This is a genomic window from Rhodococcus sp. ACPA4 (assembly GCF_002300185.1).
In the GTDB taxonomy this organism is placed as follows: domain Bacteria; phylum Actinomycetota; class Actinomycetes; order Mycobacteriales; family Mycobacteriaceae; genus Rhodococcus_F; species Rhodococcus_F globerula.
The window spans coordinates 1720990-1733320 of the sequence record NZ_NSDY01000001.1; the positions used below are offsets into that span (position 1 = coordinate 1720990).

11 protein-coding genes are annotated in these 12331 nt (G+C 62.8%); 4 read left to right on the forward strand and 7 right to left on the reverse strand.

Features of this window, described 5'->3' with window-relative positions:
* Positions 1 to 3: 3 nt before the first annotated feature.
* Both CJ178_RS07775 and CJ178_RS07780 read left to right on the forward strand, forming a co-directional pair.
* The gene (locus tag CJ178_RS07775; protein WP_095886485.1) at positions 4 to 1203 is read left to right on the forward strand and encodes an FAS1-like dehydratase domain-containing protein; all 1200 of its coding nucleotides are present in this window, start codon (positions 4 to 6) and stop codon (positions 1201 to 1203) included.
* Between the two features lie 28 nt (positions 1204 to 1231).
* Positions 1232 to 2932, forward strand: coding sequence for a class I adenylate-forming enzyme family protein (locus CJ178_RS07780; protein WP_257013052.1), 1701 nt, complete (start codon positions 1232 to 1234; stop codon positions 2930 to 2932).
* A 57-nt stretch (positions 2933 to 2989) separates the two neighbouring features.
* Here CJ178_RS07780 and CJ178_RS07785 read toward each other — a convergent pair whose 3' ends face one another.
* From CJ178_RS07785 to CJ178_RS07805, 5 genes are read right to left on the reverse strand one after another with little or no spacing between them, the layout of a single operon-like run.
* A complete protein-coding gene (locus CJ178_RS07785; protein WP_033230963.1) occupies positions 2990 to 4087 on the reverse strand; it encodes an acyl-CoA dehydrogenase family protein in 1098 nt (365 codons plus the stop codon).
* Positions 4087 to 5265, reverse strand: a complete 1179-nt coding sequence (locus CJ178_RS07790) for an acyl-CoA dehydrogenase family protein (protein ID WP_033230964.1) — start codon at positions 5263 to 5265, stop codon at positions 4087 to 4089. The genes CJ178_RS07785 and CJ178_RS07790 overlap by 1 nt, the downstream gene beginning before the upstream one ends.
* Positions 5262 to 6044 (reverse strand): enoyl-CoA hydratase/isomerase family protein, encoded by a 783-nt coding sequence (locus CJ178_RS07795; RefSeq protein WP_033230965.1) that lies wholly within the window; start codon positions 6042 to 6044, stop codon positions 5262 to 5264. Before CJ178_RS07795 ends, CJ178_RS07790 begins: the two co-directional genes overlap by 4 nt.
* Positions 6041 to 7066, reverse strand: coding sequence for an acyl-CoA dehydrogenase family protein (locus CJ178_RS07800; protein WP_095886486.1), 1026 nt, complete (start codon positions 7064 to 7066; stop codon positions 6041 to 6043). Before CJ178_RS07800 ends, CJ178_RS07795 begins: the two co-directional genes overlap by 4 nt.
* A complete protein-coding gene (locus CJ178_RS07805; RefSeq protein WP_045070249.1) occupies positions 7063 to 8238 on the reverse strand; it encodes an acyl-CoA dehydrogenase family protein in 1176 nt (391 codons plus the stop codon). Before CJ178_RS07805 ends, CJ178_RS07800 begins: the two co-directional genes overlap by 4 nt.
* Positions 8239 to 8334: 96 nt before the next feature.
* Here CJ178_RS07805 and CJ178_RS07810 point away from each other — a divergent pair, with 96 nt between their 5' ends.
* A complete protein-coding gene (locus CJ178_RS07810) occupies positions 8335 to 9141 on the forward strand; it encodes a FadR/GntR family transcriptional regulator (RefSeq protein WP_033230967.1) in 807 nt (268 codons plus the stop codon).
* Here the strand turns inward: CJ178_RS07810 and bioD are convergent.
* Together bioD and CJ178_RS07820 are read right to left on the reverse strand one after the other, a co-directional pair.
* Complete coding sequence (gene bioD, locus CJ178_RS07815; RefSeq protein WP_095886487.1) at positions 9097 to 9813, reverse strand: dethiobiotin synthase; 717 nt, start codon at positions 9811 to 9813, stop codon at positions 9097 to 9099. The two genes, CJ178_RS07810 and bioD, sit on opposite strands and share 45 nt — an antisense overlap.
* Positions 9810 to 10955: an 8-amino-7-oxononanoate synthase gene (locus CJ178_RS07820; RefSeq protein WP_095886488.1), complete on the reverse strand. Its 1146-nt coding sequence runs from the start codon at positions 10953 to 10955 to the stop codon at positions 9810 to 9812. The genes bioD and CJ178_RS07820 overlap by 4 nt, the downstream gene beginning before the upstream one ends.
* Positions 10956 to 10993: 38 nt before the next feature.
* Between CJ178_RS07820 and CJ178_RS07825 the strand changes: the two genes are divergently transcribed.
* Positions 10994 to 12280, forward strand: a complete 1287-nt coding sequence (locus tag CJ178_RS07825) for an adenosylmethionine--8-amino-7-oxononanoate transaminase (protein ID WP_095886489.1) — start codon at positions 10994 to 10996, stop codon at positions 12278 to 12280.
* Positions 12281 to 12331: the final 51 nt, after the last annotated feature.

The following is a 12331-nucleotide window of genomic DNA, read 5'->3' on the forward strand; positions in this document are numbered from 1 at the left end:
ACGATGAATACGAAGTTAACCGAACCGGAAACCGTCGAACTCGATCTGTCCGATGTAGACCACCGTGTAGGCCAACCTGTCGGCGGCGGGCAGCTGTGGGATCCGTGCAGCACCACCGACGTGCGGCGTTGGGTCATGGCGATGGACAACCCCAACCCGATCCACTGGGATGAGGAATTTGCCCGTGCCAGTAAGTTCGGCGGTCTGATCGCACCGCAGTCCATCGCAGTAGGTCTGGACTACGGGCACGGAGCTCAGCCGGCGTGCGTCGGACACATTCCGAACAGCCACTTGATCTTCGGCGGCGAGGAATGGTGGTTCTACGGAACGCCGGTGCGTCCCGGCGACACGTTGTTCCAAGAACGACGCTTCCACGATTACAAGGTTGCCGATACGAAGTTCGCCGGTCCCACGATGTTCTCGCGCGGCGACACGCTCCACACCAACCAGCACGGCTCCAAGGTTGCACTCGAACGGTCGACAGCCATCCGTTATCTGGCCGACGAGGCAACAAAGCGCGGCATGTACAACAACAATGTCGGGGCCGTCAAACGGTGGACCAACGCAGAACTCATCGAGGTCGAGAACCTGCGCCACGAATGGCTCATGTCCAACCGCATGGGTGTTTCACCGCGCTTCGACGAGGTCGAGATCGGCGACACACTGCAGCGACGCGTCATCGGCCCGCACAGCATCGCAAGCTTCACCACGGAGTACCGCGCATTCCTTTTCAACATCTGGGGCACCTTCCACTGGGTTGCACCCGACGGCGTCGAAGATCCCTGGGTCTACCAGGATCCGGGCTGGGTGGAGGGCTTCGGTTACGACGAGGAAGGAGCCAAGATCGACCCGCGCAAGCGCGACGGCCTGTACGTCGGTCCGTCTCGCGGCCACATCGACAGCGACAAGGCCAGCGAAGTCGGGATGGCCAGGGCCTACGGTTACGGCGCGACGATGGGCGCCTGGTGCACCGACTTCCTCGCCAACTGGGCAGGTCACAACGGCATGGTTCGCCATACCAAGGCCGACTTCCGCACACCCGCATTCGAGGGCGACGTGACGTACTTCGACGCCGAGGTCGTTGGCAAGGAAGCTCAATCAGCCTGGGGCGTACCGCTTGTCCAGATCAAGCTGCGTCTGACAAATCAGGACGGCGACGTTCTGGTGTCCTGCACGGCCGAGGTCGAACTGCCGTTCTCCTGACTCTCCCTCGACATGAAAGAGGCAAGCCTTGACCACCGATGTGAATGCGGCACCAGCTGTTTCAATCGCGCACGGTGTACCACTGCTCGACGAACCAGGCCTCGGCGCACTGACTCTTCCCGGATTCCTCCGGGAAGTGACGCAGATGTACGGCGATCGCGAAGCTCTGGTCATGCGCTCCGATGACGGTGTCGTCCGCTGGTCCTACGCACAATTGTGGGAGCGCGCAATCGAAGTCGCCCAAGCTCTGCGGGGTATCGGTCTGGGCAAGGACGGCCGGGTGGGCGTCTTGATGACCAACCGTCCGGAGTGGATCGCGTCGGTGTTCGGCACCGCCCTCGCCGGCGGTGTAGCGGTCACACTCAGCACGTTCTCAACAGCGGCGGAACTGGACTACCTGCTGGAGAATTCTGCAGTCTCGGTTCTGCTGTTCGAGCGCACCGTACTCGGTAAGGACCTTGCGGAGGTGCTGACCACGCTCGAACCACAGTTCGGCACTGCAGCTCCCGGCACAGTGCAGTCGCCGCGATTCCCTTTTCTTCGTCATCTGGCCATGGTCGGCGACGGAGAAGCAATCGGGGCGATCGACACGTGGGACACATTCCGCTCGCGAGGCGTCGACCAATCGAGGGGGTTGATCGAATCCATCGCGGCGGCTGTGCGCCCGAGTGATGCTGCTGTGCTGTTCTTCTCGTCAGGGACGACAAGCAAACCCAAAGGCATTCTCAGCGCACATCGTGGTGTCAGCATTCAGATGTGGCGATTTCGGCGCATGTATCGTTTCAACCCCGAGGACAACATCCGATGCTGGTCGGCCAACGGATTTTTCTGGTCAGGCAACTTTGCGATGGCGCTGGGCACGACCTTCGCGAGCGGTGGCTCATTGGTACTGCAATCGACGTTCGACGCAGCAGAGGCAATCGGGCTCATCGAGTCGGAACAAGTCAACTTTCCGTTTGCGTGGCCGCACCAATGGGCACAGTTCGAATCCGCACCCAACTGGACCGGCGCGGATTTGAGTAGCTTGTCGTACGTCGATTTCAACACACCGGTAGCCCGTCACCCCAGCGTCACGGCCACATGGTTCGAACCCGGCCATGCGTACGGAAACACCGAAACCTTCACCATTTCAACTTGTTTCCCGGCCAATACGCCGGACGACGTAACGGGGGGCAGCAGCGGTGAGCCGCTTCCCGGAACAACCGTCAAGGTTGTCGACGCGCTCACCGGCGATGTTCTCCCGATCGGCGAACGCGGCGAAATTTGTGTCAAGGGTCCGACACTGATGCTCGGGTATATCGGCACACCGCTCAGCGAGACCGTCGACGCCGAAGGTTTCTTCCACACCGGCGACGGCGGATATCTCGACGATGTCGGCCGGCTGTTCTGGGAGGGCCGCCTCACCGACATCATCAAGACCGGTGGCGCAAACGTCTCACCGCTCGAAGTCGACGAGGCTCTGGTCAGCCATCCCGGAGTGAAGGTCACCCGCACTGTTGGTGTTCCGCACGAGACGCTTGGCGAGGTCGTCGTGTCCTGCATCGTTGCGCACGAGGGCACCGATCTGCATCAAGAAGAAATTCGCACTTTCCTGCGAGAACGCCTCGCCAGCTACAAGGTTCCGCGTCATGTGCTGTTTTTCGACGAGGACCAAATCGCTCTCACCGGCAGTGCAAAAATCAAATCCAGTGAAATTCGAGAGCGCGCTGCACAACTGTTGAAGGCGTGAAGGTGTACCGGCTGATCGATAGCTACCGGGTTGATCAGCCGGTACACCCAGCGAAATCTACGACTCCTGAAAATACCTCTGAGCCAACCGCGTTCGGTGCGCAGCCGGAGACCCGAACAGGGAACGATTGAGCGTCGCACGTTTGAGGTAGACGTGTATCCCGCTCTCCCACGTGTAGCCCATGCCGCCGTGGAGTTGCATTGCCTTCCCGGCAATATCAACTGCCGCAGAACACGCGTACGACTTCGCCATCGCGGCCGCGACGGAAGCGTCCGACGTGTCCTGGGTTAAAGCACGCACCGCCGCCGCGACCAGAGACCTGGCAATCGTCACCTGAACGAGCATGTCCGCACACGCATGTTTGACGGCCTGAAACGAACCGATCCGACGTCCGAACTGCTCACGCACTCCGACATAGTCGACGGTCGCCTCCAACATGGCCTCGCTCAGCCCGAGGCTGTCACACGCCACTGCAACCGCAGCCCGATCACACAGTCGGGTAAGAGCATTCGACGCATCATCGCGCACACGCCACACCGATTCCGGGCCGACGACCACGCACGAGGCTGTCACGGACCCGAAGTTGCGCGTGGCATCGAGAACTTCCTGCTCCGTCACAGTCAGTCCGGCAGCCCGCGGGTCGATGTTGACAACAACGAGGTTCCCGTCAGCCTCACGTGCAGGCACAAGGTAACTGTCCGCTGCGCTCGCATCGAGCACAAAGCTCGCGTGCCCGCTCAGTTGGTAACCATCTGCATTCTGGTCGATACGGAAGGTGCTCTCCCCCAACGTTTCACCACCGAGAACAACAATCGGAGCCGCGTATCCGGCGGCGGTATCGCACAACAGCCGATCTCGTTCCGGCCGCGATTCCAGCAGATTGAGCGCGCCGACGCCAAGTGCCGCAACAGTCACGTATCGGGTGCGTGAAGCCGTACGACCGATTTCCTGCAGGACTAGCGCGACCTCCCCGAACGTTGCGTCGGCGCCGTCGAATTCCGCCTGCACCTCGAGACCAACTGCACCGGAGCGAGCAATCAGTCCCCAGTCCACCTCCCCGTTCACCGCCTCACTACCGGACTTTGCCAGAATTTCACGCACCATTGCACGCAGCTCTGCGTGTACTTCGGCAAGTTCTGCAAGCGACGACGACATCAGTGGCCTCTCGGTTCGCGAGGGAGGCCGAGGCCGCGCTCGCCGATAATGGTGCGTTGGATTTCGCTGGTTCCACCGGGGATCGTCCATTCCCACGAGCCGATGAAGTCCAGAACCCACGCACCGGATTCCCACCCACTCGACAAAGGTTTGCGCAGCACGGTGTGCGCGGAAAGGCCCGCGATGTCGGCGCCGAAATCCGTCATCCGTTGCAGGAGTTCGCTGTAGTGCAACTTCACAATGGATGCATCCGCCGGACCAGGCCGGGGATTACCGGCAAAGTCTGCGCACAGCGCGCGCAATCCCGTCAGTTCGATCTCGAGTGACGCCAGTTCATCTGCCACCAGAGCATCGCCGCGGTGACGCGAACACAACTCCACCAGCCACCGAAACCCGCTCGAGCCCAGGCGCTCTGCAAGCTCGAGCATAGTCATCCCACGTTCGGCGCCAAGCGTTTCCTGCGCAACCTGCCATCCCTCGTTGGGCCGTCCGACCAGTTGCGACGCCGGGATGACAACGTCGTCGAGAAATATCTCGCAGAAGTGCGACTCGCCGGTGGCCTGCCGGATCGGCCGGACCTCGATTCCTGGAGTTTTCATATCCATCAGAAAGTACGAAATGCCCTGCCGCTTCGGTGCGTTCGGGTCGGTTCGAGCCAGGAGAAGGCACCAGTCCGCGTACATCGCGCCACTCGCCCACAGCTTTTGTCCCTTGACGACGTAGGCATCCCCGTCCCGTCGCGCTGTCGTCTTCAGTGCCGCCATGTCCGATCCTGCTCCCGGTTCGGAGAAACCCTGACACCAGATTTCGCCGTCGAGGATCGCCGGTAGATGACGACGCCGCTGTTCGTCCGTCCCCGCCGCAAGCAGCGTCGACGCTGCATGATGGATCGAGACGAACGGCAGCACGAGGCGCGGCGCGTCATGGGCCGCAAGCTCTTGATACAGGACGATTTGCCGCGGGGTGGACATCCCTCCGCCCCACTCCTGCGGCCAGTGCGGCACCGCCAGACCAGCAGTGCGGAGTTCCTGCATCCATGCCTTCTGGAACCGAACGAACTCCTCGTCTGACGCTCCGGTCTGCTCGGCTCGCCAGTCTGTCGGCACATGGGTGCGGCACCAGTCCCGCACGTTCTCGCGAAATTCGTCGAGCGTGCCACCAGGAGCGAGCACCGTCATCGGGTCACGGCCGTCGATCGCATGGCGCCAAGACGCTGCCGATGCTCGGGAGAGCTCATGGTGGCAACCTCCGCAGCAAAACCGGCTTGCATGGGACCACCGAGTGCCTGGGATAGGTACATGTTGACGATGCGTTTAGTCCCCTGCAATGCCTCGCGCGGCTGCGCCGCCAATCGCACAGCAAGGCGTCTCGCCTCCCCAACCAAGTCCTCGGGCGCGCAGGTTCGACTGGCAAGCCCCAACTCGACTGCCGTAGCAGCGGGGATTCGATCACCCGTGTACAAGAACTCTCGCGATCTCATGATCGGGGTGAGTAGCGGCCAGAAGGCAGCCCCGCCGTCGCCTGCAACCAGGCCGACGGCAACGTGCGGATCGGCAAGATAAGCGGTGTCCGACATCAGTACGACGTCACACAGGACAGCCACACTGCACCCGAGGCCTACCGCCGGACCGTTGACCGCGGCGATCACGGGAAGCGGAAATCTCAGCATCTCGTCGATGACTTCTGCACCCTCACGGATGCTTTCGTCCCGGGCAACCGGATCGTCGAGGAACGAAGAGATCCAGTCCAGATCGCCACCAGCACTGAAGGCTTTGCCGGCCCCGGTCAGAATCACCACAGCCGCCTCACGATCCGCGGCCAACTGTCGCCACACGTTCGCCAGAGCCCAGTGCAGAGGTTTGTTCACGGCATTGCGTTCGGCCGGTCGATTTATCGTGACAAGTCGAATCGGGCCGTCACACTCGACCGTCAGCTCTTCAGGAAGGTCGTAGGTCACAGTGTTGCCACTTCCCTTGCACCACCGATAGACGCTGCACCACCGATAGACGCTGCACCACCGATAGCTGCTGTGTCACTGATAGATGCTGTGTCACTGAATAGTCCGGTAAGGCCGCGACGGCCGATCCGCTGCGTCAATGCGCTACCCGTCGCCGACAAGCCGAGCGGTAGCCGCCGCAGTGGAAGGCTGTACCGCGAGAGCCACGACAGCGTGGTCTCGTCGCAGAAGCCACTCGCCCCGTGCAATTGATGTGCAACGCGGAACACGATCTCGGCAGCTTCGATTGCGGCCAACCGCAGCGCAAGTGCGTCGTCGAGCGCCTCACTGCTATCGGTCTGGACGCTCCACAGTGCGTACTTCGCGAGCACCTCGAGGCCACTGCGCTGCACCTGTGCATCGGTGAGTTGGAACTGCACACTCTGCAGCTTCGCGAGCGGTTGCCCGAACTGCTCGCGCAGCAACACATGTGCGCGGGTCAGGTCCATCGCCCGATCGAGCATCCCGAGTAGCGTCCAACAGGGCAACAGCAACGCCAGCGCCACATCCTTCGCTCCGTTGTCGTCGACGAAGTTCGTGTCGAACTGCGCGACGAATGCTGTTGTGCGCGGTGAGTCCTGCGACGGGCGGACGACAACGGAGCTACGACGGCCGCCCAATGTCACTGCGGCCCAGCGTAGATCGATGCCGGATACCGGGCCGGCAGGGGCGCGATCGGCAACAACGATCAACCCGTCGACGGCAAGGTCAACCGGCCTCGCCAGCCGCTCAGCCACTGGATACGGCACAGCCCAGTAGCCAGCACTGTGACACAGTGCGGCCGCCGCTTCGAGTTCGTCCCCGTCACCGCGAGGATCGAGATCCCACGCGCCGAGGTCGGCCAACACCGGTGCCACAACACTTCCCCGACGCACCGGATCCCGCTCGCCCCGCTGAATCAGTTGATCACCACCCGCAGACTCGAAGGCACGTAAGGCCGTTCGACCGTATTCGATTGCCTCGTTACTTAATTCAAGCTTCATGCGGCCGCCAGAAGTGACCGAGCAAGGAGAATTCTTTGCATCTCGATGCTTCCCGACGCCACTGTCGCGGCCTGCGAATAGCGCCAATGTTCCTCGACATCGCGGCAGAATCGTTGCGCGTCTGCGTTATCCACAACCACGCCCCCTGCAGTGTCCGACGAGTGTACAAAGGCCGCGAGTTCCGTCAGCACTTCGGCACTGTCCTGATCGAGTGTGGTCACAGCGATGCGGTATGCGGCGGCGTCGCCCGGGCGAACTGTTCCCTGGCTCTGCAACGCGACGACTTGATAGGCAAGCAGTCGAGCGCGCCGACAATGAGTCAGCATTCGCGCCCACCGGTTTCGCAATCCTTCCGGGACACTGTCCCAGCTGTCCCCGAGAACCGTTGCGGCGTCGTGCAACAGCCGTTCACAGCGCGCGTAGCGAGCGATGCCGACGCGCTCGAAGGCAAGCACTTCCTGAACCAGGCTCCAGCCTTCGTCCACCTGACCCAGCACGTTCTCTTCGGTAACCCGCACATCGTTGAAGAACACCTCGTTGAGGTGGTGCGGTCCGAGCATGGCGCGGATCGGCCTGACCTCGATATCCGGGTCGGACATCGGTACGAGAAATACCGTCAGGCCTTGCTGCCGGCGCTCACCGGTCGATGTCCGGGCAAGTAGGAAGCACCATTGCGCCATCGTGGCGTACGACGTCCAGATCTTCTGGCCGGAAATGAGCCAACCATCGCCGTCACGGCGTGCGGCAGTACGCAGCGAGGACAGATCGGAACCGGCTTCGGGCTCACTGAATCCTTGGCACCAGATGACGTCGCCTCGGGCAATCGGTGGGAGGTGCAGGCTCTGCTGCGTGCGCGTTCCGTGTCGCATGATGGTGGGCCCCACCCAGTTGACGCCCATGTATTGCGCGCCGCGCGGTTCGTGAAGCGCCCACATCTCCTCGCGAACCACCGTTTGCTCCCACACCGTGGCGCCGCGACCGCCGAACTCCTCGGGCCATGCCATGCACAGCAGTCCGCGGTCGGCAAGAATGCGGCAGAACCGCTGGGCCACATCAAGATCAGCCGGGTCATCTGTGAAGGCCCCGCGGAAATCCTCGGGAACGTGCTCCTTCACCAGCTGGCGCAGCTCACCTCGGAACGCCGTCGCGGCCTCACTCATCGTGAAGTCCATGGGAATTACATTAGTTCAATCCTAATAAGGATAGCAATACTTGGAGGTGCGAGATTCTCCGTCTAGGATTCACCCCATGAGCAAAAAGGTGCCCGTGTGAATACCGGCGGGCGCGGCCGCGTCCCGCAGCGCCGCATTGCAGAAACAGTTGCCGACGAACTTCGCGACCACATCCTCGCCGACGACAACTACCGACTCGCCACCCAGGAACAGCTGGTCAAAGACTTCGGTGTCAGCTACCCGTCCATCCGGGAAGCACTGCGCATACTCGAGACCGAGGGATTGGTGACGGTACGGCGCGGCAATGTCGGCGGCGCCGACGTGCATCGCCCCGACGAAGTTTCGGCCGCCTACCACCTTGGCCTCTCCCTTCAAGCCGCGCGAGTCACGTTGCGCGACCTCGCATCCGGCCTCCAGATGCTGGAACCCCTCTGCGCATCCGAATGTGCGAAGCGGGCGGACCGCAACCGCGTCGTAGTACCGGCACTGACCGCGTCCATCGACGCATCTGCGCGAAAGATCGGCGACGGCGTCGCCTTCACTCACGCGGCGCGCGAGTTTCACGATCTTGTCGTGTCCTTCACCCCGAATGCCACCATTCGCTATGCGGTGAGTAGCTATGTTGCCCTGTGGTCCGCGCAGGAAGAAGCCTGGGCGGAGGCACTCACCGTTCGTGGGGAGTATCCGTCAGAGGGCGAAGCGGAGGAAGCGGTTCGCACGCATCGCCGCATAGTCGAAGAAATCGCAGCCGGAAGATCAGCCGAAGCGGAGCGCCTGGCGCGCGTTCACCTCGCGGCTACCCAGTCACTTGTTCTCGAGCGCTTCGGCGAGACGGTCGTCAATGCCTCGGTTGCCATGTCACGGCAAGCAATCCACTCCAACAGGCGATCGCGACTCACCTAGACAACTTGACCCAAGTTCGCTCGACGCAACGCGAGCGAATTCCCGCGGCTCCAATGAACCGCTACCAGCAGGCAGCGATCCGAGCAGCGGAACACCGGTCACCGACACAAGATCGTCGCGGTTGCACTGCTCAGCCAGCCCTGGTTCGTCCGGCCACGACCCGATCACCAGACCGGAGCACCGAACATCCCTGTGTGCCAACGCTTCCACACTGAGCGCGCAGTGGTTGAGCGTTCCCAACCCGGCAGCGGCAACGAGGACGGCAGGCGCCCCCAGTTCCGCTGCGACATCGCGCACCGTGAAGTTGCCTGCACCCAGGCGAACCAGGACTCCGCCGGCACCTTCGATCAGCGTCAGGTCGTGAGCGGCATCCAACTCTCGCGCGCAGGCCAGTACCGCGCCCATCGTGAGCATCGGAAGACCGCTGCGCCGTGCGGCGGTGTCGGGCGCCAACGGATCGGGATACCGCGCCAATTCGGCCAGCGTGACGCCGCCGCCGGTCAGACGATCGATCTCGGCCAGATCCCCGGGTTCGCCGAGTCCGACGCCGGTCTGCGCCGGCTTGAGAACAGCAACCGAGCGCCCCGACTGCAGCGCCAACGACGCCAATGCCGCCGTCACCACGGTCTTTCCGATGTCCGTCGACGTCCCCGTCACCACAAGAATGCTCATACCGCGGCCTCCGCCAGGACATTTCCGAGAATCTGACCGATCTGGTCCATCTCGGCTCGCGACAGGGAAGCGCGCGCGGTGAGTCGCAGGCGCGACGTTCCCTCGGGAACCGACGGCGGCCGGAAACAACCGACGTGCAACCCCTGCCGACGACACTCGGCGGCCGCGTCGTACGCCCGTTGCGGATCACCGAGAATAACTGACACGACGGCAGATTCAGGCGTTCCGACGCCGGTGATCGCGGCCAGCTCCGACGCACGATCCAATACGTCCTTCGCGCGTGACGGCTCCCGACGTAGAACCGTCAGCGCTGCCCGCGCCGCACCCACCGCTGCGGGCGCCAGCCCCGTGTCGAAGATGAACGTCCGTGCCGAATCGATCAAATGTGCGCGAACCTTACTGTGCCCCAAGACAACCCCACCCTGACTTGCGAGGGACTTGGACAACGTTGCAGTCACCACTACGTCCGGTTCACCGGCAAGACCGACTTCGTGCACCAGACCGCGCCCACCGCTCCCCCGGACACCGATACCGTGGGCCTCGTCGACCAGCAACAATGCACCGTTTTCGCGGCAGACACCGTGCAGTTCGCGAAGCGGGGCCAGATCACCGTCGGCACTGAACACCGAATCGGTGACCACCAGCGCGCGCTCCTCGGTTCGTGACTCGAGCTGCGCCGCGACGAAGTCGATGTCGGAATGCGGAGCAACCACCACCCTCGCCCGCGAGAGACGACACGCGTCGACCAACGACGCGTGCGAACCGGCGTCGGAAATGATCAACGACCGCGGCCCCGACAATGCCGTCACCGCGCCGAGATTGGCGGTATAGCCGGACGAGAAGACCAAGGCGGAATCGGACCCGACAAACTCTGCGAGCTCGACTTCGAGCAATTCGTGTTCGGTCGTGGTTCCCGTCACGAGTCGCGAACCCGTGGCCCCGGCACCCCACTTCTCCAGTGCGGCCATGGCGCCGGCAATCACCTCGGGATGGCGCACCAATCCGAGGTAGTCATTGGACGCGAGGTCGATCAGCGGCGAGTCGGCAGTTCGCGGGCGCACGTCACGGCGCAATCCGGCGGCGCGGCGTTCCGTTTCGACGGCAGTGAGCCAGTTCAACGAGGTAGTCACATTTCCGACCATACTTGAACGCCGTTCAAGCATGTCGCTATGGTGCAGGTGTGCACACACTCGGACAGGAATCAGCCACCGTCTCCGCGATCGACGCCGCGCACCTCTGGCATCCGTACGGAGCGTTTCCGGCAACAACCGAACCACTGGTCGTCGACAGCGCACATGGCGCCACCTTGACGTTGTCGGACGGCACCCAACTCGTCGACGGCATGAGTTCGTGGTGGGCTGCGATCCACGGCTACCGCAATCCGGTTCTCGACGCCGCCGCGGTATCCCAACTCGGCAAGATGAGTCACGTCATGTTCGGCGGACTCACCCATGAACCCGCGGCCACACTCGCAAAACTCCTCGTGGATATCACCCCGGCGGGGCTCGAGAAGGTCTTTCTCTCGGACTCCGGTTCCGTCGCCGTCGAAGTTGCCGTCAAGATGTGTCTGCAGTACTGGCGCAGTCTCGGAAAACCGTCGAAGAATCGCCTGATGACGTGGCGCGGTGGATACCACGGCGATACGTTCACCCCGATGAGCGTCTGTGACCCCGACGGCGGCATGCACTCCCTCTGGACCGACGTTCTCCGCGCTCAGGTTTTTGCGGACGCACCGCCAACCGAGTATCACCCCGAGTACGTCCGGCATCTCGACGGATTGCTCGCGGCGCATCAGCACGAACTGGCTGCGGTCATTGTCGAGCCTGTTGTTCAGGGCGCAGGCGGTATGCGATTCCACGACCCCGCCTACCTCGTCGACCTTCGAGCGCTCTGCGACAAGTACAACGTCCTTCTGGTCTTCGACGAAATCGCGACCGGTTTCGGCCGAACCGGTGAACTGTTTGCCGCCGATCACGTCGGCGTCAGCCCAGACGTCATGTGCGTCGGCAAAGCTCTGACCGGTGGATATTTGAGCCTGGCAGCCACTTTGTGCACCACCGACATGGCCGAGGCCATCACCGCAGGCGAGGGCGGCGGCCTGATGCACGGGCCGACGTTCATGGGCAATCCGCTGGCCTGCGCAATCGCAGTCGCGTCCACCGAACTCCTGCTGGCGATGGACTGGCGACGCGACGTGACGAGACTGACCGAGGGACTCGATCGAGGACTCGCGGACGCACAGTCGATCCGAGGCGTGAAGGACATCCGAGTTCTCGGCGGTATCGGAGTTCTCGAACTCGACCGTCCGGTCGACATGCGCAGCGCCACCGATGCCGCGGTCAGATCAGGTGTGTGGCTGCGCCCGTTCCGCAACCTCGTGTACACGATGCCGCCGTATCTCTGCTCCGCCCACGAGGTGGAACAGATCACAGCCGCAATGCTCGAAGTCGCCCGCAGCCAGGCCTGACAGGGTTGGAGGGAAAGCGGTCCGACAAGAGGGTGTCCGACGTGGGCGATA